This is a genomic window from Pseudactinotalea sp. Z1732 (genome assembly GCF_049724975.1).
In the GTDB taxonomy this organism is placed as follows: domain Bacteria; phylum Actinomycetota; class Actinomycetes; order Actinomycetales; family Beutenbergiaceae; genus CALKWS01.
In genome coordinates, this window is sequence record NZ_JBMPQC010000005.1 from 242,298 (window position 1) to 263,766 (window position 21,469).

At 70.8% G+C, this 21,469-nt stretch carries 20 protein-coding genes and 1 riboswitch; of the genes, 11 read left to right on the forward strand and 9 right to left on the reverse strand.

Annotated elements, in window-relative coordinates; translation table 11 throughout:
• Window positions 1–193 precede the first annotated feature (193 nt).
• Window positions 194–886, reverse strand: a complete 693-nt coding sequence (locus ACPL7H_RS11850; RefSeq protein ID WP_424797113.1) for an iron dependent repressor, metal binding and dimerization domain protein — start codon at window positions 884–886, stop codon at window positions 194–196.
• A gap of 178 nt (window positions 887–1,064) precedes the next feature.
• Here ACPL7H_RS11850 and serC point away from each other — a divergent pair, with 178 nt between their 5' ends.
• Entirely contained in the window at window positions 1,065–2,177 is a 1,113-nt protein-coding gene (gene serC / locus ACPL7H_RS11855) for a phosphoserine transaminase (RefSeq protein ID WP_424797114.1), read from the forward strand.
• A 180-nt stretch (window positions 2,178–2,357) separates the two neighbouring features.
• Here the strand turns inward: serC and ACPL7H_RS11860 are convergent, their stop codons facing one another.
• The 4 genes from ACPL7H_RS11860 to ACPL7H_RS11875 all read right to left on the reverse strand — a co-directional run bounded on the left by ACPL7H_RS11860 (window position 2,358) and on the right by ACPL7H_RS11875 (window position 6,308).
• The gene (locus tag ACPL7H_RS11860; RefSeq protein WP_424787368.1) at window positions 2,358–3,689 is read right to left on the reverse strand and encodes an MFS transporter; all 1,332 of its coding nucleotides are present in this window, start codon (window positions 3,687–3,689) and stop codon (window positions 2,358–2,360) included.
• The gene (locus tag ACPL7H_RS11865) at window positions 3,686–4,141 is read right to left on the reverse strand and encodes a MarR family winged helix-turn-helix transcriptional regulator (protein ID WP_424787367.1); all 456 of its coding nucleotides are present in this window, start codon (window positions 4,139–4,141) and stop codon (window positions 3,686–3,688) included. Before ACPL7H_RS11865 ends, ACPL7H_RS11860 begins: the two co-directional genes overlap by 4 nt.
• Window positions 4,142–4,464: 323 nt before the next feature.
• Window positions 4,465–5,160: a hydrogen peroxide-dependent heme synthase gene (gene hemQ / locus ACPL7H_RS11870; RefSeq protein WP_424797115.1), complete on the reverse strand. Its 696-nt coding sequence runs from the start codon at window positions 5,158–5,160 to the stop codon at window positions 4,465–4,467.
• Between the two features lie 47 nt (window positions 5,161–5,207).
• Window positions 5,208–6,308: a ferrochelatase gene (locus ACPL7H_RS11875; RefSeq protein ID WP_424797116.1), complete on the reverse strand. Its 1,101-nt coding sequence runs from the start codon at window positions 6,306–6,308 to the stop codon at window positions 5,208–5,210.
• A gap of 322 nt (window positions 6,309–6,630) precedes the next feature.
• On the opposite strand from ACPL7H_RS11875, the gene ACPL7H_RS11880 reads away from it, so the two are divergent.
• Genes ACPL7H_RS11880 through ACPL7H_RS11890 form a run of 3 tightly spaced genes read left to right on the forward strand, consistent with a single transcriptional unit; the run spans window position 6,631 to window position 9,730 of the window.
• A complete protein-coding gene (locus tag ACPL7H_RS11880; RefSeq protein ID WP_424797117.1) occupies window positions 6,631–7,698 on the forward strand; it encodes a FecCD family ABC transporter permease in 1,068 nt (355 codons plus the stop codon).
• The gene (locus ACPL7H_RS11885) at window positions 7,695–8,582 is read left to right on the forward strand and encodes an ABC transporter ATP-binding protein (RefSeq protein WP_424797118.1); all 888 of its coding nucleotides are present in this window, start codon (window positions 7,695–7,697) and stop codon (window positions 8,580–8,582) included. The genes ACPL7H_RS11880 and ACPL7H_RS11885 overlap by 4 nt, the downstream gene beginning before the upstream one ends.
• An 11-nt stretch (window positions 8,583–8,593) precedes the next feature.
• Window positions 8,594–9,730, forward strand: coding sequence for an ABC transporter substrate-binding protein (locus ACPL7H_RS11890; RefSeq protein WP_424797119.1), 1,137 nt, complete (start codon window positions 8,594–8,596; stop codon window positions 9,728–9,730).
• 62 nt (window positions 9,731–9,792) lie between these two features.
• Here ACPL7H_RS11890 and ACPL7H_RS11895 read toward each other — a convergent pair whose 3' ends face one another.
• Complete coding sequence (locus tag ACPL7H_RS11895; RefSeq protein ID WP_424797120.1) at window positions 9,793–10,668, reverse strand: lysostaphin resistance A-like protein; 876 nt, start codon at window positions 10,666–10,668, stop codon at window positions 9,793–9,795.
• A 376-nt stretch (window positions 10,669–11,044) separates the two neighbouring features.
• On the opposite strand from ACPL7H_RS11895, the gene ACPL7H_RS11900 reads away from it, so the two are divergent.
• Window positions 11,045–11,821 carry a FadR/GntR family transcriptional regulator gene (locus ACPL7H_RS11900; RefSeq protein WP_424787360.1) on the forward strand — a complete coding sequence of 259 codons (777 nt, stop codon included), beginning with the start codon at window positions 11,045–11,047 and terminating at the stop codon, window positions 11,819–11,821.
• Window positions 11,822–12,213: 392 nt separating this feature from the next.
• Here the strand turns inward: ACPL7H_RS11900 and ACPL7H_RS11905 are convergent, their stop codons facing one another.
• On the reverse strand, window positions 12,214–12,972 hold the full coding sequence (locus tag ACPL7H_RS11905; protein ID WP_424797121.1) for a DUF429 domain-containing protein: 759 nt from the start codon (window positions 12,970–12,972) through the stop codon (window positions 12,214–12,216).
• Window positions 12,973–13,079: 107 nt separating this feature from the next.
• Between ACPL7H_RS11905 and ACPL7H_RS11910 the strand changes: the two genes are divergently transcribed.
• The 4 genes from ACPL7H_RS11910 (at window position 13,080) to ACPL7H_RS11925 (ending at window position 17,391) form a co-directional block, all read left to right on the forward strand.
• Window positions 13,080–14,741, forward strand: a complete 1,662-nt coding sequence (locus tag ACPL7H_RS11910; RefSeq protein WP_424797122.1) for a protein adenylyltransferase SelO — start codon at window positions 13,080–13,082, stop codon at window positions 14,739–14,741.
• A 46-nt stretch (window positions 14,742–14,787) separates the two neighbouring features.
• On the forward strand, window positions 14,788–14,991 hold the full coding sequence (locus tag ACPL7H_RS11915) for a PLDc N-terminal domain-containing protein (RefSeq protein ID WP_424797123.1): 204 nt from the start codon (window positions 14,788–14,790) through the stop codon (window positions 14,989–14,991).
• Between the two features lie 468 nt (window positions 14,992–15,459).
• Complete coding sequence (locus ACPL7H_RS11920; RefSeq protein ID WP_424797124.1) at window positions 15,460–16,413, forward strand: hypothetical protein; 954 nt, start codon at window positions 15,460–15,462, stop codon at window positions 16,411–16,413.
• A 142-nt stretch (window positions 16,414–16,555) separates the two neighbouring features.
• Window positions 16,556–16,662, forward strand: a riboswitch (TPP riboswitch).
• 42 nt (window positions 16,663–16,704) lie between these two features.
• Entirely contained in the window at window positions 16,705–17,391 is a 687-nt protein-coding gene (locus ACPL7H_RS11925; RefSeq protein ID WP_424797125.1) for a YkoF family thiamine/hydroxymethylpyrimidine-binding protein, read from the forward strand.
• Between the two features lie 62 nt (window positions 17,392–17,453).
• Here ACPL7H_RS11925 and ACPL7H_RS11930 read toward each other — a convergent pair whose 3' ends face one another.
• Together ACPL7H_RS11930 and ACPL7H_RS11935 are read right to left on the reverse strand one after the other, a co-directional pair.
• Window positions 17,454–18,203, reverse strand: a complete 750-nt coding sequence (locus tag ACPL7H_RS11930) for a hypothetical protein (protein WP_424797126.1) — start codon at window positions 18,201–18,203, stop codon at window positions 17,454–17,456.
• A gap of 212 nt (window positions 18,204–18,415) precedes the next feature.
• Window positions 18,416–19,900 carry an NCS2 family permease gene (locus ACPL7H_RS11935; RefSeq protein WP_424789813.1) on the reverse strand — a complete coding sequence of 495 codons (1,485 nt, stop codon included), beginning with the start codon at window positions 19,898–19,900 and terminating at the stop codon, window positions 18,416–18,418.
• A gap of 320 nt (window positions 19,901–20,220) precedes the next feature.
• On the opposite strand from ACPL7H_RS11935, the gene ACPL7H_RS11940 reads away from it, so the two are divergent.
• Complete coding sequence (locus ACPL7H_RS11940; RefSeq protein ID WP_424797127.1) at window positions 20,221–20,514, forward strand: hypothetical protein; 294 nt, start codon at window positions 20,221–20,223, stop codon at window positions 20,512–20,514.
• A complete protein-coding gene (locus ACPL7H_RS11945; RefSeq protein WP_424797128.1) occupies window positions 20,511–21,452 on the forward strand; it encodes an NAD(P)-dependent oxidoreductase in 942 nt (313 codons plus the stop codon). Before ACPL7H_RS11940 ends, ACPL7H_RS11945 begins: the two co-directional genes overlap by 4 nt.
• Window positions 21,453–21,469: the final 17 nt, after the last annotated feature.

Here is a 21,469-nt window from a genome sequence, read left to right on the forward strand (position 1 = left end):
TCGACGAGACGCTGTGTCATCGCCACAATGTGGACTGCGCCACATGCAGGACGCCGCTCTCGTGACCCGCCCAGCGAGCGCGCGGGCTGCGGCTGTGCTAGATCCACGGCACCGAGCACCTGCCGGCGGGCCCTCCGGCGCCCCGTCCCGAACGCACGCGGGCGTCACACGGACACCCGCTACGGGCACCGGATCACCCCGGCTCGGCGGCGCTGACGAACAGGTGCCCCACGGTGTCCTCGGTGAGCTCCAGACTCTGTCCGTTCACGGTCAGGTCTACCGCTGCGCCGTCGGTCTGGGCGCGGAAGCCCACCCCGGGCACCAACCCGACGCGCTCGAACTCGGTCAGCAGCTCCACATCCACCTGCAGCGGCTCCCCGATCCGCACCAGCGTGTAGTGGGCCGGATCGGCGGTGATAGCGGTGCTCAGGGACGTACCGGGCAGTTCGGCGACACCGGCGACGGGCTGCCCGATCTCGGCGGGGCCGGGGATGGTGTTGCCGTAGGGATCCTCCCGCGGGCGCTCGAGCAGTTCGAGCAACTGCTGCTCCACCCGCTCGCTCATCACGTGCTCCCACCGGCAGGCCTCTTCGTGCACGTAGGGCCAGTCGAGTTTGATCACATCGGTCAGCAGCCGTTCGGCCAGGCGGTGCTTGCGCATCACCTGGGTGGCCCGCCGCAGGCCCTCATCGGTCAGTTCCAGGTGCCGGTCACCGGAGACCACCATCAGGCCGTCCCGTTCCATGCGCGCCACCGTCTGGGACACGGTGGGCCCGGAGTGACCCAGACGCTCCGCGATCCGGGCGCGCAGGGGCACCACGCCGTCCTCGATCAGTTCGAACACGGTCTTGAGATACATCTCCGTGGTGTCGATCAGGTCGCTCACGTGCCTGCCCCTTGGTGGTCGCCGCATTCCTCCCGTCAGCCTAGTGCCCGGCGTCCGGCTCCGGACCGGGTGCGCCGCACCTCCTGCGCGCCCTGCCGGCAACTCTCCCGCCCAGGGCCGGCCGGCCGCGCGCCGCAGCGCTCCTGGCGAGGCCGGCGGACCTGCGATGATCGTGCCCATGAACGATCCCGCGATCGCCATCCCGGCCTCGATCCGTCCCGCGGACGGCCGGTTCGGCTCCGGTCCCGCGCGCATCAGGCCGGAGCAGAGCCAGGCGCTGGCCGCCCTGGGCACCACGCTGCTGGGCACCTCCCACCGTCAGCCCCCGGTGCGCTCCCTGGTCGGCCGCGTCCGGGAGGGTCTCGCTGCCCTGTTCAACCTCCCCGAGGGGTACGAGGTGGCCCTGGGCAACGGTGGCGCCTCGATGTTCTGGGACGCGGCCACCTTCGGATTGATCCGCACCCGCTCCCAGCACGTCCGGGCCGGGGAGTTCGGCGCCAAGTTCGCCGCCGCCGCGAGCGGCGCACCGTTCCTGGCCGACCCGCAGATCCTCACCGCCGAACCCGGCAGCACCCGCTCCCCCGAGGCCGCTGCGGGGATCGATGCCTACTGCTGGGTCCACAACGAGACCTCCACCGGCACCCTCACCCCGGTCAGAAGGGTCGACGACGACGGTGCCCTGATGCTCGTCGACGGCACCTCGGCCGCGGGTGGGGTGGAGGTGGACGTGAGCCAGACCGACGCCTACTACTTCGCCCCACAGAAGGCCCTGGGCTCCGACGGCGGCCTGTGGCTGGCCCTGTTGTCCCCGGCCGCGATCGAGCGGGTCGAGGAACTGGGTCAGCGCTGGGCGCCGGCGTCGTTGTCCCTTCCCGCGGCGCTGGCCAACTCCCGGCAGGACCAGACCGTGAACACCCCGGCGATCGCCACCCTGGTGCTGTTGGCCGAGCAGGTCGACTGGTTGAACGACCAGGGCGGCCTGGACTTCGCCGCGGCGCGCACCGCGCAGTCCTCCCAGCTGCTGTACCAGTGGACCACCGAGCGTGACTTCGCCACCCCCTTCGTGGCCGACCCGGCACACCGCTCGCCGGTGGTGGTCACGATCGACTTCGAGGAGAGCATCGATGCCGCGGTGCTGGCGAGGGTGCTGCGCAACAACGGCATCGTCGACACCGAGCCCTATCGCAAACTCGGGCGCAACCAGTTGCGGATCGGCACCTACCCCTCGGTGACCCCCGAGGATGCCGCAGCGCTGACCGCCTGCCTGGATTACGTCGTCGAGCGTCTGTAGTCGCTTCGGTCCAGTGCGCCTCTTCGCTGACGTACGTGGGCGCCGGCCGCGCGCTCGGGAAAGTGGTGGTCCAGGTCCGCTGACCCGGCGCTCCCGCAGGAGCGCCAGGAGGCTGAGGGCGGTGCTGGTCAGCCGGCCGGGCAGGCGACGCTGGGCAGGCGGTGCTGGTCAGCCCCCCGGTCAGGCGGCGCTGCCGGCGTTCACGCCCTCCTGGGTCCTGAGTTCCTCGCGGGCCCGCGCGGCGTCGAGTTGCTCGTGGCGGTTCTGCACCAGCAGGTGCGGACGCTGCCGGAGGCGGTAACGCACCCGCACGTCCTCCCGCTTCACGGTCCACAGAGCGGCGATCCCCGCCACCAGGATGGCGGCGATCGCACCGATGCCGATCGCCCAGCGGGCGCCCCAGTTCTCCGCGATCCAGCCCACCACCGGCCCGCCGATCGGGTTCCCGGCGAAGAAGACCACCAGGTACAGGCTCATCACCCGGCCGCGCACGTTGGGGTCGGTGGTGATCTGGATGGCGGCGTTGGCCGAGGTCAGCATGGTCAGGGAGAAGTAGCCCACCGGGATCGCGCTGAGGGCGAAGAGCTCGTAGGTGGGCATCAGCGCCATCGCCCCGGAACTGATCCCGAACCCGAAGGCCGCGCCCAGCACCAGGCGCAGCCGCGGGCGCTGGCGCCGGGCGGCCATCAACGCACCGGCCAGGGATCCGATCGCCAGGATCGACCCGAGCACCCCGTACTCCCCCGCACCCATGCCGAACTCGTCGTGGGCCATCACCGCCGAGGTCATCTGGAACTTCAGGCCCAGACCACCGATCACGAACACCACGATCATGATCGTGATGATGTCGCTGCGCCCGCGCACGTAGCGCAGGCCCTCGCGCAGTTGCCCCTTGGCTCGTACGGGACGGTCGCGGCGCTGCAGCAACTCGGACTTCATCGCCAGCATCGCCCCGATGGTGGCGGCGAAGGTGAGCGCGTTGAGCATGAACACCCAGCCGGTGCCCACCACCGCGATCAGCAGGCCGGCGACGCCGGGGCCCACCAGGCGGGCGGCGTTGAAGGAGGCGGAGTTCAGCGCCACCGCGTTGGCCAGGGAGGACGTGGGCACGATGTCGGAGACGAACACCTGCCGGGCCGGGGCGTCGAAGGCGCTGAGCACACCCAGGGCCAGTGCGAAGAAGTACACGTGCCACACCTGGGCGGTACCCAGCAGCACCAGGGCGCCCAGGGCCAGGGCGAGCACGCCCATTGCGGCCTGGGTCATCATCAGCATCTTGCGCCGGTCCACCCGGTCGGCGATCAGCCCGGCGAAGGGGCTGATGAACACAATCGGGAGGAACTGCAGGCCGGTGACGATTCCAACGTGGATCGCCGAACCTTCGGGCAGCACGGCAAGGACCAGCCAGTCCTGGGCCACCCGCTGCATCCAGGTGCCCACGTTGGCGACCAGGGCGCCGATGAACCAGATTCGGTAGTTGTACAGACGGAGTGAGGCGAATATCGAGCTCACTGGTTGTAGAGCCTCCTGAGGATCTTCTCTGCCTCGGTGAGCGTTGCGCGCTCGGCGGGGGTCAAGGTTGCGAGTCGTTTGGACAGCCACTGATCGCGGCGGCGCCTGGTCTCTTTGACCAGTTCGGTACCGGCGTCGGTGGGCGTGATGAGCACTTGGCGGCGGTCCTCGGGATGGGTGGTGCGCTCCACCAGGCCGGCATCGACCAGACACTGCACGGTGCGCGTCATCGACGGTGGTCGCACGTGCTCACGTTCAGCGAGCTCTCCCGGGGTCATCGCACCCAGTGCCACCACCGTGGCGAGCACGGCGTGCTGACCCTCGGGGATCGACATGGACCGCTGGGCCCGCAGACTGCGGGTGAGTTTCAGCAGCGTCATGCGCAGCCGCGTCGGGAACCCGACGTCGGCCACCCTCGGGCCGGGGTGCTTGGGGGCAGGAGAAATGCTCACTGCGGAGATACTACATCGTTAGTTTCGCTAAGTAAAGGTCTTGACCTTAGTTTTGCGAAATAAACGCGCTCTTTAGGCGCCAGTGCGGAAACCATGAAAAGCGACTGGGTTTCCGGTGGTGCCCGCGTCTGCGGGTCACATCCGGCCGGCGGCCGGAGGCCGGAGGCCGACGACGACGCAGCCCACCATGGGTGCAAGCGATCACCGACGACGCAGCCCACCATGGGTGCAAGCAGCGCTCACAGGCGATCGATGACCGCATCCCGCCATGGGCCACAGGCGGCGGGCACGGTACCGGGTGAGCGCCCCGCGGCCCCGACTGGTCAGGCGCGCGGCAGCCGGTCGACGATCTCGGCCAGTTCCCGGCGCGGGCCGGTGAAGAAGGGCACTTCCTCGCGCACGTGCCGGCGGGCCTCGGTGGCCCGCAACTCACGCATCAGGTCCACGATCCGGCCCAGGTCGTCGGCCTCGAACCCGAGCAACCACTCGTAGTCCCCCAGGGCGAAGGCGGAGATGGTGTTGGCCCGTACGTCGCCGTAATCGCGGGCGGCCATGCCGTGGTCACGCAGCATGGTGCTGCGCTCGGCCTCGGGCAGCAGGTACCAGTCGTAACTGCGCACGAACGGGTACACGCACAGGTACCCGCGCGGCGCCTCCCCGGAGAGGAACGCCGGCACGTGGGCGCGGTTGAACTCCGCCGGCCGGTGCGTGCCGATCTGGGACCACACCGGCTCCAGCATGGCTCCGAGCGCACTCGCACGGAGCCGTTGGTAGGCCTCCTGGACGACCTCGACGTCCTCGGCCCACCACCACACCATCAGGTCGGCATCGGCCCGGTACCCGGCCACGTCGTACCAGCCCCGCACCTGCAGCCCGTCGATGAGGTCCAGCGCGGCCAGGGCGTTGCGCACCACCAGGGCGCGGTCCTCGTCGTCGGCCGGGACCGCTTCGGTGACGCGGAACACCGAGTACATCGCGTAGGAGGTGGCGGCGTTGATCGCCTCTGGGGTGGTGCTCATGTTGCTCCTTCAGTACGAGATCGGGGGTGCTGTCGGGGCGGTGGCACTCAGTCGGCGGTGCCCGCCAATACCGGGATACCGGTGACCTCGCCGTGGCGCATCCGGCAACTGCCGGGTGGGGCCTCATCGGGGAAGGCGGCCATCTCGCCGCGCACCACCACATCGGGGTCCTCCCCGCGCTCGCGCCCGGCGCGCTCCAGGACCAGGTCCACCAGCCCGGACACGAACGCCGGGTGGATGCCCGCGGTGGTGGCGCAGGCAGCCTGCAGGCCCAGTTCGGCAGCGGTCTCCAGCGCCTCGGTCTGCAGGTCCCAGGCCACCTCCATGTGGTCGGAGATGAACCCGATCGGGGCGATCACCACCCGCTGCGTGCCCGCGCCAGCCAACTCGGCCAGGTGGTCGTTGATGTCCGGTTCCAACCACGGCGTGTGCGGGCTGCCAGACCGCGAGCAGTACGACAGCGACGACGACACCTCCATCCCCGCTGCGCGCAGGTCCGCATCGATCACCGCCCGCACGTCCTCATGCTGCTGGCGGTAACCCGGGCCGGTGACCTCCGAGGCCTGCTGCATGGTGGTGGGGATCGAGTGGGTGACGTAGGCGATGTGCACGCCGGCATCGGCCTCTGGCACCTGGCCCACGGCGTCGGTGATCGCGTGGACGTTGGCGGCGATGAAGCCGGGGTCGTTGAAGAAGGGCCGCAGCACGTCGATGACCAACCCCTCCCCCTCGACGCCCAGGTCCGCCACCGCCGCGGCCAGGTGCTCGCGGTACTGGCGCGACCCGGAGTAGGAGGCATACGCGCTGGTCACCAGCACCAGGATCCGCCTGGCACCGAAGGCCACCGCATCGCGCAGGGTGTCGGTGGTGTAGGGGTGCCAGTTCCGGTTTCCCCACAGCACCGGAAGTTCCACGCCGCGGGCCCGCAGCTCGGCCGCCAGCGCCGCCCGCAGGGCCAGGTTCTGCTCGTTGATCGGGCTCTTGCCCCCGAAGGCGAAGTAGTGCTCCCCCACCTCGGCCAGCCGCTCCTCCGGCACCCCCTTGCCCCGCACCACGTTGCGCAGGAACGGCAGCACATCCTGCTCGGCGTTGGGGCCCCCGAAGGAACACAGCAGCAGGGCGTCATAGGGAGCGGCGGCGTGGGTCATGGGTGTCGCGGTCCTTGTCGAGGTGGTCGTCGGTGGCGGGGCGGTGGTCGGTGATCGGGGAGTCCGTCGGTGGCGGGGCGGTGTCGGTGTTGGGGTGGTGGTCGGTGGCGGGGCGGTAGCCGGTGATCGGGCAGTGGTCGGTGGCGGGGCGGTGTCGGCAGTCGGGGCGGGTGCCGGTGTGGACCTGGCACCCGATCCGGCCGCGCCAACCGGCGCAACGAACCGGCCGCGCGCCGGCTCCGAAGCCGGTGTGGCGAGGCCCACCGTAACATCAGATGAACTACTTGATCTGATGAAGTGGATGTGTCAGGTTGAACCCTCGATGACCGATCTCGCCAGCCCGCCACGGCCGACGACGCAGCCCCCCGAGCACGTCGCCGCACCTGCGCCCAGGGTCGCCCGCCGGGCGTTGTGGTTGGCCGTGGGCGCCACCCTGGCCCTGTTCCTTGCCGCCGGGATCAGCGTGAGCCTGGGCACCCTGCGCCTGGACCCGGTGGCCGCTGTTCGCGCGGTGTTCAGCCCCGATGACTCCCAGGTGGCCACCGTGGTGTGGGCGATCCGGCTGCCCCGGATCGTGGTGGCGATGCTGGTGGGTGCGGCCCTGGCCGGGGTGGGCGTGGTGATGCAGGCGGTGTTCCGGAACCCGTTGGCCGACCCGGGCGTCACCGGAGTCTCCTCCGGCGCCGCCGTGGGCGCCGTGGCCGGGATCACAGCCGGGCTGGCCGGGTCGCTGCAGTGGGGTGTACCGATCGCGGCGTTCACCGGGGCCCTGGTGGTGGCCCTGCTGCTGCAGGCGGTGCTGCACACCAACCGTGGCGCCTCCACCTACACCCTGATCCTGGTGGGGGTTTCCATCAACGCCTTCGCCGGGGCGCTGATCTCGATCCTGGTGGCCAACGCCCACGACGACGCCCTGGCCCGCGGCGCCGTGTTCTGGCTGGCCGGCGACCTGGAACTACGCACCTGGAACCACGCCGCCATCGCGGTGATCCCGATCGCGCTCGGCCTGGGCCTGCTGCTCACCCGCACCCGGGCCCTGGACGCGTTGCTACTCGGCGACGACGTCACCTCCACCTCCGGGTACAACGTGCACCGCACCCGACTGGTGCTGCTGCTGATCGCCTCCCTGGTGACCGGTGCGGCGGTGGCGGTATCCGGCGTGATCAGTTTCGTCGGGCTGGTGGTCCCGCACGCGGTGCGGCTGGTGATCGGGGCCAAGCACGCCCTGCTGCTGCCGATCTCGATCGTGGGTGGGGCGCTGTTCCTGGTGCTGGCCGACACCGCCGCCCGGGCAGCCTCGGTGACCCTCGTGATCCAGACCGGAGCGGTGGCCGCCCTCATCGGCGCGCCGGTGTTCCTGGCGCTGTTGCTATCCAGGCGGCACACATGAGCGCCGGGCACACCGCGAGCGCGCACGCCACCCACGCCAGCGCCACCGAGGCCCGCGCCACGCACCCCCCGGCCGCCGCGCACGATCTGGTCCTGTCCGGCCTGGTCGCCCACCGCGACCGGCCCCTGTTCGATCCGATCGATGCCACGGTGACCCCGGGCACCCTGCTCGGGCTCGTCGGGCCCAACGGGGCGGGCAAGTCCAGCCTGCTCTCCGCCGTCGTCGGGCACGGGGTGAGCACCTCCGGAGGGGTGCGCTACGGCGAGGCGGACCTGCACTCACTGCGCCCGCGCCGCCTGGCCGAGGTGCTCAGTTACATGACGCAGGACTCCTACGCCCCGAACGAACTGCGGGTGCGCGACGTGGTCGGTGTCGGGGCCCGGGCCAGCGAGCGGTCCGGCGGCACCGAGGAGCGCATCATGGCCGCGCTGGACCGTGTCGGCGTGGCCGAGTTGGCCCCGCGTCGCTACGCCCGCCTGTCCGGTGGGGAGCGCCAGCTTGTGCAGGTGGCTCGGATCCTGGCCCAGGACGCGCCGGTGATGCTGCTCGATGAGCCGACGGCGGCCCTGGACCTGGGTCACCAACTCACCGTGATGCACGCCCTGCATGAGCGCGCCGGCGCCGGGCACATCGTGATCGTCACCATGCACGACCTCACCCAAGCGCTGCGCTGGGCAGACCGGGTGGCGGTCATCGCCGAGGGCCGGGCCACCTTCGGCGCCCCCGCTGAGGTCATCACCCCCGGGCTGATCCGGGATGTGTACGGGGTGACCGCCGAGGTGTTCGACTCCCCCAGCGGCGCCCCGACGCTCAGCCTGGTGCGCCCCACCTGTCCCACTGCCAGTACCTTCACCCGCCGCCACCCCGAGGTGGCCCGTCCCTGAAAGGGGTGCCGATGCGTCCGACGTCGCCTGGTGCCGCCCTGCCGCCCACCCGATCCGCTGGTGCCGCCCCGCCGCCCACCCGGTCCGGCCGGGGGCTCCTGCGCCTGCTGTTCCTCCCACTGGCCGCGCTGCTGCTGATGTTGGGCGCGTGCTCCTCGGGAGTGCCCGCGGACGAGCCGGACGGGGCAACCGAGGACGCCACCGAGCAGTCCGGCGGCGAGCAGTCCGGGGAGACCGGAACCGCCGACGACGACGCCTCCGCGCAGGACGAGGGCACCCAGGAGCAGGGTTTCCCCCGCACCGTGGACGTGCCGGCCGGCGACGACCGCCCCGCCACCGAGGTGACGATCCCCGCCGAACCGCAGCGGGTGACCGCGCTGACCTATGAGACCGCCGCCCTGGTGGCCGAGCTCGGCGCGGGTGAGAACCTGGTGATGGCCCCGGCCGAAGCGGCCAACCCGGTGCTGTCCAACCAACCGGACGTGATGGCGGACGTGGAGCACCACATCGCCTCCGAGTCCGCCGTGGACGCCGAGGCCGTGATCGCCTCGGACCCGGATCTGGTGGTCTTCAACGACCGGCACGGCATGGAAGAAGGGGTGGGCCGGGTGCTCACTGAGGCCGGTTTCCCGGTGCTGGTGCTGCCGAACACGTTCTCCTCGGTGAGCGAGATGCTCACCAACATCGATCTGGTGGGCACCGCGCTGGGGATGGAGCAGGAGGCGGCGGACCTGGCGACCACCCTGTCGGACGGGCTGGTGGATGCCTCCGACGAGGACGGACCGAGTGTGTTGGTGCTGAGCAACCAGGCCGGTCGCCCGTTCGTGACCGCCGGGGGTGCCTTCCCGTTGGAGGTGGTGCGCCTGGCCGGTGGCCGGGACGCCAGCGCCGACCTGGGCATGGTCCGCAGCGGCCCGATCTCGGCCGAGCAGGTGCTGGCGGCCGATCCGGACCGGATCCTGCTGGTGGACATGAACGGCTCCGGTGAGACGATCTTCGCCGACTTGCTGAACAACCCGGCGGTGGCCGCGCTGCCGGCGGTGGCCGAGCATGAGCCCTTCCTCGTGGAGGGCAAGTACGTCCAGGCCCTCGGGTTCACCAGCACGGTGGAAGGCCGCGATCAGATCGCAACGTGGTTGGATCAGTAGCCGACGGACCACCGTGGCGCTGCGTCGGTCGTTGGGGGGTCAGCCGGCGACCAGAAGCCACCTCAGGTCAGCAGCGAGCCGGCGCCCACCCCGGCGTGGATCGCGATCTCCGGCGCGCAGTGGGCCAGGTAGGCCAGCCACACCGACCCGGTCCGTGCCCGCACCCACCCCATGATCAGGCCCAGCAGGCCGGTCAGGATGATCTGATCCGGCGCGAACACCAGCCCTTCGGTGGTGAGCAGCAACCCGTGGCCGAGGCCGAAACTCAGCGTGGTCAGCACCAGGCCCCACCCCACCTTGGCGCCGAAGAATCGCCACGGCGTGCCCAGGGCGCGGTCCAGCAGGGCGATGAGCACGCCACGCCAGAGCAGTTCCTCCACGAGGTTGGCGTGAGCCAGGTCGAACAGCAGCCGCTCGGTGGAGTGGAAGCCGTCGAACGTGCTGTCCCCGGAGGCCACCGTCAGGGTGACCAGGAGCGCCTGGATCGTGAAGACCACGGCGATCACCACCAGGGCCGGGCGCAACGACCCCTGCACGGGTGCGCGCACGCCGACGTCCGCGCGCGCCCATCGGCCGAGCATGACCAGCAGGATGGTCAGCCAGATCAACTCGAACGTCTTGCCCTGCCAGTTCCAGTCCAGGTCGGCAAAGAAGCCGATTCCGGGCAGGGCGTGCACCGTGAAGCTGAGGAGCAGGAACGCCGCGGCCACCACGACCGGCCGGCCGGAACCGGGGCGGCGCCGGGCAGCCAGCAGCACTATCGGCGCCAGTACCAGGCACTGCAATACGAACGAGGCCGCCCCCGCACCGACCTCGGTGATGGTGCGTACCGGACCGGCGACGACGGCCACCACCGCCACCATGACCGCCACGGTGCCGAGCACCGGCAGCACCCAGCGGGTGGTGTCCGCTGGGGAGGGCGGGCGCTCCGTCGGCATGGGCGGACGCTCGCCCGGGGAGGGCGACCGGGACGACGACGGCGGACCGGTGGAGATGTGGGCGTGCGGGTCGATCAGGCTCTCCTTATCAAGGGGGTGGGCAGGGAGATGACACGCGTGCGCACGGGCGGTGCCCGGCCGGCGCAGTGCCTGTGGAGGGTTGTTCCTGTCCCACGGGCTCGAGCCGCGCAGCCGACACGCTAGTAAGCACCCCGGCGTGCGCGGCAGTGTCAGACGTCATGAGTCAGCGGAACTGGCCTCGGCCCTTGCCGCTCCAGACCACCGCCCTGCAGGCAGCCGGAATACGGCTGAGGACGCCACCGGTGCTCGGTGCAGCGGGCCACGCCTGCACCGGCAGCCTTCCTATACTCCTGTGATGGCCACCACAAGCGGTACCGAGCGGGCCCGCACCACGCTCGCCTATCTGCGCCGCCAGATCACCACCGGTGCCTGGGCGGTGGGCGAGCGCATCCCGATCGAACCCGAACTCACCGAGATCCTGGGCGTGGGGCGCTCCACCGTGCGTGAGGCGGTGCGATCCCTGGCCAGTATCGGGATGCTGGAGACCCTGCCCGGGCGTGGCACGTTCGTGCGCTCGGCGACGCCCACCTCCAGCGTGCTCTCGGAGTTCCTCACCGCCTACACGTTGGAGGAACTGCTCTCCTACCGTCGTGCCCTGGAGGTCGAGGCCGCCCAGCAAGCCGCGTTGCATCGCAGCGACGAGGACGTCGAGGCCCTGGAGGCCGCGGCAGCCGCGACCCTGCGGCCCGGGCAGTGCCCGGTGATGACACCGCAGCCCGATGCGGACCTGGCCGCCCGGTTCCACTACCTGCTGTTCGACGCCGCCAAGAACCGCCTGCTCGCCTCCCTGTATGCCGGGATCACCGAGAAACTCGCCGAACCCGCCAACGCCGAGCGGCTCACCCACGCCAGCGATGTGCTGTCCATGCACAAGGAGCACGAACGCATCGTGGATGCCGTGCGCCGCGGCGACTTCATCGACGCCGTGCACGCGATGGCCGATCACATGGACAACGACCTGGTGATCCTCACCCCCGACGATGAGATCATCCCGCCGCTGCGCCGCTCACCCGACGATCAGGTGCGGGTCGAGGCCGCCCGCGCCGAGTCGGCCGAGCGCAGCACAGGCTGAGAGGTTCGCCCCGGCCCGCCTGCTCGCCGGCACTGCGCCGGTCATATCCCTACCCGCGCGGCGTGGTCTGGGCGGCTTCAGGTCTGTCTGTCCCGTGGCTCCCGGGTGGACCGCGGGTCGGCGCCCCGGGTGGACCGCGGGTCAGCGCCCCGGGTGGACCGCGGGTCAGCGCCTTCACGGTGCCGTTGCCGCAAGACCTTGCGCGCGATCAATGCGACGGCGGCAATGGTGGCGGTGATCAGAAGGATCACGATCACCGTGGTCACCAGGTCATAGGTGGCAAAACCGGACTCGATAGTTCAGAACTCCGCATCGGTCGGGTGAACCCGGAGTGACGCGTTCACGCTGGCTGCGACGTACACCTCGAGCATGCCATCGCGCATCCTGGATGACTACCCCCGCCCCGACCGTGGCACTCGCGGGGTGTGTGGATGGGTAGGCCGTGGCGGGGCGATGATGTAGCCGGCCGCGGCGTCGCCGTAGACCTGCAGGGCGCCGGGGCGGTGGTGCCACAGCCAGGCCAGGTGGGCGCACAGGATCGCATCGATCTCGTCCTCGATGCGGTTCAGGTCGATCTGTCGCTTCGCCCGGTCGGCCGCGAGGCGGATCTGCTGCCACCGCGGGTTGCCGACCAGGGCCAACTCGGCCAGGGTCTCCATCCGGTCCAGCACGGCCAGCATGCCGATGCGCCGCGATGGCACCGGGCCCTTCTTGTACTTCAGCGTGCGCCCCAGCTCGAACAGCCCCACCATCGCCGCGTGCGGGTAGACCTCGATCGCCACCGGTGTCGCAACGTCGCCCCGGTGCGCGGGATCGGTGTGCCAGCCGTGGCGGCCCGCCAGCACCGCGGCCCGTGGCGGGTTGAAGTGCGCCCGCCCGAGGTTGCTGGTGTGGCAACTGGCCTCATACGCCCCGTAGGACTGTCCGATGAGGCGTTCGCACTGGCGCATCCCGGTGGGGTTGGTGACGATCAGCGGTGCGTCGATCGCCACGCTCACCACACCGGCCCCGAGCCCGGTCAGCCAGTCATCGATGTGCTCATCGGTGACCATGCTGGTCGAGGACACCAGCGCTCCGCCCTGGTCCACCGCGGCAAGCCCGGTGCGGGCGCGGGTGGACCAGGCCAGGTCGATCCCGATGTGCATGCTCATGCCCGGCCACACTATTCCCCGGGTTGGCACGGTCCGGGGCTTCTCCCGCACCGGGGCCTCGAGGGTCTGCCCGAGCATCGGCGCCGGGGGCGGCGTATCGTCGAAACATGACCACCACCGCCCCACCGAGCAACCTGCTGCACGGCACCTTTGCCCGTGAGTTGCCGGAATTGGCTGTGCCGTGGCAGGCCGAGAAGGCCCCCGAGCCCCGGCTGGTCGCGCTGAACGACACCCTCGCCGGTGAACTGGGTCTGGACCCGGAGTATTTGCGCAGCCCGGCCGGCCTGCGGTTCCTGCTCGGCAACGAGGTGCCCGAGGGCGCCACCCCGGTTGCCCAGGTCTACGCCGGCCACCAGTTCGGAACCTATGTGCCGCGGCTGGGTGATGGCCGGGCCCTGCTCCTGGGGGAGGTCACCGACAGCCACGGCGACTTGCGTGACCTGCACCTGAAGGGCTCGGGGCCCACCCCGTTCGCCCGCGGCGGGGACGGGCTGGCCGCGATCGGCCCGATGCTGCGGGAGTTCCTCATCAGCGAGGCGCTGCACGCTCTCGGGGTGCCGACCACCCGGTCGTTGTCGGTGGTGGCCACCGGCAAGGCGGTGATGCGTGAGCGTCCGCTGCCCGGTGCGGTCCTGGCCCGGGTGGCGGACAGTCATCTGCGGGTGGGCACGTTCGCCTACGCCCGCTCCACCGGTGATGAGGATCTGCTGCGCCGTCTGGCCGATCACGCCATCACCCGGCACCACCCGCAGGCGCGCGAGGCTGAGAACCCCTACTTGGCCCTGTTCGAGGCGGTGTTGGCCGCGCAGGCCGAGTTGGTCGCGAAGTGGATGCTGATCGGGTTCGTGCACGGGGTGATGAACACCGACAACACCACCATCTCCGGGCAGAGCATCGACTACGGTCCGTGCGCGTTCATGGACGCCTTCGACCCGGGCACCGTGTTCAGCTCCATCGACGCCCTGGGTCGCTACGCCTACGGCCGCCAACCACAGATCGCGCAGTGGAACCTGGCCCGGTTCGCCGAGACGCTGCTGCCGCTGATCAGTGCGGACCAGGAGCAGGCCGTCGAGTCGGCCACCGCGGCGCTGAACACCTTCCCGGCGGTTTACTCCGCCGCCTGGACGCGCGGCATGCGCGCCAAACTCGGACTGGAGTCATTCACGCCCGACGACGACGCAACCGACCTGATCAGCGACCTCACCTCGCTCCTGGGTGCTTGGGGTGTGGACTACACCTCCTTCTTCCGCCACCTGACCACAGCGGCCGGCGGGGACGCGGGCCCGGTGCGGGCGCTGTTCGAGGGTGCGGGTGGGGATGACGTTCCGGCGCCGACACTGTTCGGCGACGCCGATAGTGACCAGGTTCCGGCACCGACGCTGTTCGGCGACGTCGATAGTGACCAGGTTCCGGCACCGACGCTGTCCGGCAGTGCCGGTGGCGATGGGGTTCCGGCCCCGGCATCGCTCGACGGTAACGGAGGCGACGCGGCGTCATCGACCGAGCGGCCTGCCTTCGAGCCGTGGCTGCAACGCTGGCTCTCCTATCGCCCGGACGCGAGCGTGATGGCCCAGGTGAACCCCATCTACATCCCGCGCAACCACCTGGTCGAGGAGGCCCTCGCCGCTGCCGGCACCGCGGACCTGGGCCCCTTCGAGGAATTGCTGGACGTGATCACCCAGCCCTTCACCGAGCGCCCGGGACTGGAGCGCTACACCGAGCCCGCCCCGGCCGAGGCCGCCCCGTTCGTGACCTACTGCGGAACCTGACTTCCCAGGTCACGTACCCATCCGGGCGCGTTGTTAGGGTCGGGACATGTTTGAAGCCGCCGCAGGAGGCCTCGTGGTCGTCGTCTTCGCGCTGGCGTGGCTGGCGCTCATCGTCGCCGCGCTCATGTCCATCGCGCAGTCGCGCAACTACACCTCCGGAATCAAGGCGCTGTGGGTGCTGGCCGTGTTCGCCCTACCCTTCCTGGGCCCTTTGGCCTGGTTCCTCATCGGCCGCCACTCCTACGGCTAACAACCCACCAGCCCCCCACCCGGCCCCAGCCCCAGCCCCCGGCCCCCAGCCCCCGGCCCGCGACTTCCGGCCCCAGCCCCCGGGCTCCCGACTCCCGGCCCCGGCCCCCGGGCTCCCGACTCCCGGCCCCGGCCCCCGGGCTCCCGACTCCCGGCCCCGGCCCCCGGGCTCCCGACTCCCGGCCCCGGCCCCCGGGCCCCCGACTCCCGGCCCCAGCCCCCGGGCCCCCGACTCCCGGCCCCGGCCCCCGGGCCCCCGACTCCCGGCCCCGGCCCCCGGGCCCCCGACTCCCGGCCCCGGCCCCCGGGCCCCCGACTCCCGGCCCCCGGCCGGGGGATGACGGGGTGGGCGGGGGCGATGGGCATGGTTGAGGCAGGGGGTGGGCGGGTATGCACAGGGGGAAAACTGTGTCCACAGGTGCTGACCTGCAGCCGCTATGGGCGCAGGGGATTGGTGCTTACTGGCGTCATGCGCACGGTGCCGATCCCGGAGGGCCTGCTGCGGTACACCCGCTGGCAGTGCGGCCTCATTTCGACCGCGCAATGTCGGGCTCTGGGCATCAGTGCCGACCGGTGCGCCACCCTGGTGGCTCGCAGGATGTGGCAGCGGGTCGTACGCGGCGTCTACGACACCGAGCCGGACCGTCCAACGAACTTCGACGTGGCCCGGCGCAAGGCCGCCTGGACCGGCCTGCTGGCGATGGGTAAGAACGCCATCGCCGTGGGTTGCTGCGCCCTGGCCCTGCACGGGGTCGCCGGACTGCCCCAGCAGTTGACGCCGGAGGTAGCAATCACGGGTGGGCGCTGGCTGCGGGGACCGGTCGGCGTCGTCGTGCGCCGATATCGCGACGTACCGGTCCGGGTCCGGTACGCCGGCTGGCAGGTGAGCGACGTCCCCACCGCGCTCGTCCACGCTCTGCCGCTCCTGCGACGTGATCACGGGGTGGCCGTAATCGATTCGGCCCTCAACCAAGGGCTCATCAACACCAGCGACCTCACCGACGTCCGCCGGCGACTGCAGGGGCGGCGCGGTGCCGCTCGGGTCGGCTCGTGGTGGCCGCTGGTGGATGGTCGCGCCGAGTCGCCATTAGAGACGTGGGCACGGCTCGACTGCCATGACCACGACCTGCCACCGGATCAACTCCAGGTGGTGTTGCGCGATGCCACCGGTACGTTCATCGGGCGCGGTGACATGGGGTGGCGGCGCCGTGACGGCGGTTGGATCATCGTCGAGATGGACGGACGCCAGGTCCACAGCGAACCCGAGGCGCTCTTCCGGGACCGGCAGCGCCAGAACCGGTTGCTGGCCGAGGCGGATGCCACCATCCTGCGATTCACCAGCCGCGACCTGCGTCCCTCGGGCACCATCGCCAACCAAGTCCGCCAAGCCCTCACCCCCACCTCACCCACCCCCACCCCCTAACCCCAGCCCACCAGACCCCGCCGAAGTCAGCATTGATCGGCTGAACCTGCAGGTAGAACCGACTAATGCTGATTTCGCCGGTAGGCGCCCGAGGCCGATCGGCACCCGAGTGGACAGCGCCGGTCCGCCACGGTTAGCGTCGAACCAACCCCCGGGGAGCGCGCAGAGCGCTGAGAGTGCGGAGAGTCCGCAGACCCGTCCACCTGATCCGGTTCGTACCGGCGTAGGGAGTTGGGCACCCGCCGATGAGCATCGGCGGCTCATGAGGTACCCCGGGGCCGGAGGACACCGATGAGCACCACCGGCCACGGCAGCACGGAGAAGGTCGCCACGACCGGCACCAGCGCGGCCACCCCACGCGAACTGGGCGTCGGGATGCGATTCAGCATCCACCCGCACACCGACGACTTCGTGCGCGTGATCCTGGACTCCCTCACCGAGGTGGAGGCGAGCGGCGTCGCCGAGGGGCTGGTGATCGAGACCGACGAGGTCAGCACATACGTCGGTGCCCGGGCGGTGCCGGCCGAACAGGACCTGGCCGGTTACCTCGTGGCTGCCATCGCCGCCGCCTCCCGGCACTCCGGTGGCGGGCACGTCGCCGCCCATGTGCTGTTCTCCCGCGGTTGCCCGGGCGAACGTACCTGCGACCTGACCTCCACGATCCTGCCCGAGGTGGCCCCGGTGCGCCTGGAACCCACCGGAATCGAGGCGGTGGCGCAGTGGTCGCTGTACCCGCTACTCGATGGTGGGGACGATGCCGGCGAACACATGTCCATCATCGAGGCGGCCATCACCCGAGCGCAGGAGCGCGGCGTTGCCGCCCCAGCGGCCCACTACGCCACCAAACTCACCGGTGACCTCGCGGAGGTGGTGGCCACCGCCGTCGACGCGTGGGCCCAGGTGGGCACCACCGTCCCGCACGTGGCGACCCACCTGACCATCTCGGTTGGCTCACCCACGCGGGCCCGCGGGAGGTAACCGCGCCAGACCAGTTCACGAGGGCCCGTCCGCCTCGCGCACTGGCCGTGTGGGGTACGCGCTCAGGGAGCCCCGCCGCGCACCGTGGTGACCAAGTCGGTGAGGCTGGGCGTCGCCGGGGTGGAGGCGAACCCGAACCGCACCGGCGGGTCGATCGGAACCATCGCGCCCAGGTCCGTTCCATCCCACGAGGTACGAGCACCGGCGAGACGATGGAGGTCGCTCGCGCCGTAGTACTCCCTGCGCCCACCCCCGGCCGAACCGCGGGTACGCACCCCTGGCAGGGCCACCCGCGCGACCGGATCGGTCAGGAGGGTGAACCAGGGCGCACCGGCCACCGCAGCGGGCAGCGCGCGCAACAGCCAACCCACCGCTGCCCGCTTGCCGATCTGCACGGTTGCGGACAGCGGGCCGGCTTCGATCTGCCACCGCTCCCCCGCCATGGTGGGCACGGTCCGCGGCAGCGCCTCGGCCGGTACGGGCGGCTGGGAGGAGCCGGGATCTGCCATTCCCCACGCAACGGCGTCACGCGCACGCGCACCTGCCGGGGGCCTGGGTGCATACCGGTGCACGGTCACGTTCGCGGGCTCGACGGCATCGAACTGGTACGTGGCCGAGACGAACTCGGCGACCTCCGTCGATGGCGCCAGCAGCACTCGATGCCCGTGCGGATGCTGCACCATCACCCCCGCGAATGGCCCCAGCGGAGTGGTGTGCCAGTTGCCCACGACGAACCGGGTTCCACCCGCGGTCCCCCACCCGGCGATCCGACCGGAGAACCTCCAGGTGCGGGGCGAAGCGGAGCGGGTCATACCCCATGGTCCATCGGCGGGCGCCGGTGCACCAACCGCAGCGCGGTCACTCGGAGCAGCAGTTACCCGGTGCACCTACCCACCCGGAGCACCGGCCCACCCAGAACACCGGCCCACCCGGACCACGCGCCAAGCCCAAGCCGCCGGCGGACGCGCCACCCGCGCCGCCCCGCGCCCGCCCGCGCCGCCCAGCGCCCGGACCGCCGCCCGGACTAACCCCCGAGCAGCGTTCCGATCGGACCGCGCACGAAGTAGAAGACGAACATCAGCGAGGTCACCCACATCAGCGGGTGCACCTTGCGGATCCGGCCGGCACCCACCTGGATGATCACGTAGGCGATGAACCCGGCGCCCATCCCCGCGGCGATGGAGAAGGTCAGCGGCATCATCAGGATGGTCAGGAACGCCGGGATCGCCACCTCGGTGCGCTTCCAGTCGATCCCGGTCACCTGGGCCATCATCAGGAAGCCCACCAGCACCAACACCGGCGTAGCCGCTTCGAAAGGCACCAGCGCCACGATCGGGGAGAACAGCGTGGCCAGCAGGAACGCGATGCCGACCACCACGCTGCTCAGCCCGGTCCGGGCACCCTCACCGACACCGGCTGCGGATTCGATGTAAGCGGTCGCCGTCGAGGCCGATCCCGCGCCGCCGGCGATGGCACCGAAGGAGTCCACCACCAGGATCTCTCGGGTCCGCGGCGGGTTGCCCTGCTCATCCAGCAACTTGGCCTCGGCGCCCACGGCCACCATCGTGCCCATGGTGTCGAAGAAGTCGGCCAGCATCAGGGTGAACACCAGCAGCAGGACGACGACGATGCCGACCTTCTCGATCGACCCGAGCAGGGAGAAGTGGCCCAGCAGGGCGAAGTCGGGCAGCGAGATGATCTCACCGCTGATCTCGGGCGGGTTGAGCTGCCAACCCCAGGGGTTGTCCTCCGAGGCCCGCCCCACGTTCAGGAACGCCTCGGCGAGCATCGCCAGGCCGGTGCCGACCACGATCGCGATCAGCAGCGCCCCGCGAACCTTGCGCACCCACAGGATGCCGGCGGTGAACAGCCCGATCACGAAGATCAGCGAGGGCCACCCACCCAGCGACCCGTTCAGCCCCAGTTCCACCGGCGTGGCCATGGAGGCCGGGATCCGGATGATGCCGGCGTTGACGAGGCCGACGAAGGCGATGAACAATCCGATGCCCACACTGATGGCCATCTTCAACTCGAACGGAACCGCGCGGAACACCGCCTGCCGGAACCCGGTCAGGACCAGGACGAGCATGATGATGCCCTCCAGCACCACGATGCCCATCGCGTCGGCCCAGGTCAGCCCGGCGTCGGGCAGCGCGGCGATCGAGTAGGCCACTACGGCGTTCAGGCCCATGCCTGCGGCGATGGCCAGTGGGAATCGCGCCACCAGACCCATCGCGATGCACAGCACCCCGGCGACCAGGGCGGTGGTCGCCGCCACCCGGGGGACGGCCAGCTCCTCGATCCCGCCGATGAAGTTGCCCGTACCGTCGGGCACGGTGCCCAGGATGAGCGGGTTGATGACGATGATGTAACTCATCGCGAAGAACGTGACCAGGCCGCCGCGGATCTCACGCCCGATGGTGGAGCCACGCGCGGAGATCTCGAAGTAGCGGTCCAGGAAGCCGGCGAATCCGGAGGTGCGCTCATCCTCGCGCGTGGATTGTCCCATGGGGCACTATCTTGGCCAGCCCAACTCGGTTCCGTCCAATCCCGCCCATCAGGTGGGAATTGCCCGACGACGGCACCTCGCCCGACCGCAGCGGGTCACCACCGCAGCACCGCCACCGCCGCACGGTTCACCGTCGGCGCGTCCCTACCACCGCCGCGCACGCCTCACCGTCGGCACACCTCACCACCGCCGCGCACACCTCACTAACGCCGCGCCACTCACCGCCGTCGGCGCGCCCTTCACCACCGCCGCCGCACGGCCCGCCAGCGCCGCCGCACCCGCCGCACCACCGCAGTAGCCCGAGGCTCTACCATCAACAGGTGCGCAGCCTCGACCCCGAACGAACACCACAGGAGTTGCAGCCGGCCAGGGTGCCCTCCGTGCTGATGTTCAGCGTGGGCATCCTGATCTGGTTGGCCGTCCTGCTGGTGCTCGGCGCCCGCCACCTGCTCGGCTACGGCGCCGACGGCCGACTCGTCTCGCTCGCCGTGGCCGGCGTCGTGCTGGGCGCGGCCGGCCTGATCTGGGCCTGGCTACGCCCACGTCCCGAATTCGCCGCACCCACCGGCGCACCCACCACCGAACCCGCCCCCGACCCCCAGGACCCTTCGTGAAACTGCTCCTGCCCGACTCCATCAACCTTGACCTCAACCTGCCCGACCAGGTGCAGCCCGTCACCTACGCGGTGACCGAGCCGATCCCGCAGGAGCACCGCGATGCCGAAGCGATCGTGCTGTGGGCCACACCCGGGCACCGCATGGGCGAACTCCCGGCGGAACTGCCGAACCTGAAGTGGGTGCAGGGCCTGATGGCCGGCATGGACGCCGCGGTGAACGCCGGGTTCAGCGAGGACATCACGATGACCTCCGGGCTGGGTCTGCACGCCGGTCCAGTGGCCGAGCACACCCTCGCGATGGTACTGGCCGCGGCCCGCCGACTGGACCTGTGCGTGCTCTACCAGGCCGACAACGAATGGGACGAGACCCGCCTGGGCGGCAACCAGGCGCTGCGCACCGGCAACTTCTCCACCCTGTCCGGGGCCCGGGTGCTGATCTGGGGCTTCGGCTCCATCGGGCAGAAGCTGGCCCCCTGGATGGCCGCGATGGGCGCCACCGTGACCGGGGTGGCCTCCACCGCCGGGGAGCGAGCCGGGTTCCCGGTGATCACCGCGGCGGACCTGCCGGACGAACTCCCCCGCACCGATGTGCTGATCAACATCCTGCCCGCCAACCCCCGCACCGAGGCCATCGTGGACGCCGCGGTGTTCGAGGCGCTGCCGCAGCACGCCTGGTTCGTCAACGTGGGCCGCGGGGCCACCGTGGATGATGCGGCGCTGCTGGAGGCGTTGCACCAGGGCAGCATCGGCGGAGCCGCACTCGATGTGTTCCGCACCGAACCGCTGCCAGCCGACGACCCGTACTGGTCCGCTCCGAACGTGATCATCACCCCGCACTCGGCCGGTGGGCGTCCGCGCAACTCCGAGCCGCTGATCGAGCAGAACGTGCGCGCCTACCTGGCCGGGGAGGAACTGGCCGGGCTCGTCACCCGCTGACCGGTGCGCATCGGCCC

Coding starts and splice junctions, on each gene's coding strand:
- serC (WP_424797114.1), top strand. CDS start 1,065: ATGAACGATCCCGCGATCGCCATCCCGGCCTCGATCCGTCCCGCGGAC.
- hemQ (WP_424797115.1), bottom strand. CDS start 5,160: ATGAGCACCACCCCAGAGGCGATCAACGCCGCCACCTCCTACGCGATG.
- ACPL7H_RS11875 (WP_424797116.1), bottom strand. CDS start 6,308: ATGACCCACGCCGCCGCTCCCTATGACGCCCTGCTGCTGTGTTCCTTC.
- ACPL7H_RS11880 (WP_424797117.1), top strand. CDS start 6,631: ATGACCGATCTCGCCAGCCCGCCACGGCCGACGACGCAGCCCCCCGAG.
- ACPL7H_RS11885 (WP_424797118.1), top strand. CDS start 7,695: ATGAGCGCCGGGCACACCGCGAGCGCGCACGCCACCCACGCCAGCGCC.
- ACPL7H_RS11890 (WP_424797119.1), top strand. CDS start 8,594: ATGCGTCCGACGTCGCCTGGTGCCGCCCTGCCGCCCACCCGATCCGCT.
- ACPL7H_RS11895 (WP_424797120.1), bottom strand. CDS start 10,668: ATGCCGACGGAGCGCCCGCCCTCCCCAGCGGACACCACCCGCTGGGTG.
- ACPL7H_RS11900 (WP_424787360.1), top strand. CDS start 11,045: ATGGCCACCACAAGCGGTACCGAGCGGGCCCGCACCACGCTCGCCTAT.
- ACPL7H_RS11905 (WP_424797121.1), bottom strand. CDS start 12,972: ATGAGCATGCACATCGGGATCGACCTGGCCTGGTCCACCCGCGCCCGC.
- ACPL7H_RS11910 (WP_424797122.1), top strand. CDS start 13,080: ATGACCACCACCGCCCCACCGAGCAACCTGCTGCACGGCACCTTTGCC.
- ACPL7H_RS11915 (WP_424797123.1), top strand. CDS start 14,788: ATGTTTGAAGCCGCCGCAGGAGGCCTCGTGGTCGTCGTCTTCGCGCTG.
- ACPL7H_RS11920 (WP_424797124.1), top strand. CDS start 15,460: ATGCGCACGGTGCCGATCCCGGAGGGCCTGCTGCGGTACACCCGCTGG.
- ACPL7H_RS11925 (WP_424797125.1), top strand. CDS start 16,705: ATGAGCACCACCGGCCACGGCAGCACGGAGAAGGTCGCCACGACCGGC.
- ACPL7H_RS11930 (WP_424797126.1), bottom strand. CDS start 18,203: ATGACCCGCTCCGCTTCGCCCCGCACCTGGAGGTTCTCCGGTCGGATC.
- ACPL7H_RS11935 (WP_424789813.1), bottom strand. CDS start 19,900: ATGGGACAATCCACGCGCGAGGATGAGCGCACCTCCGGATTCGCCGGC.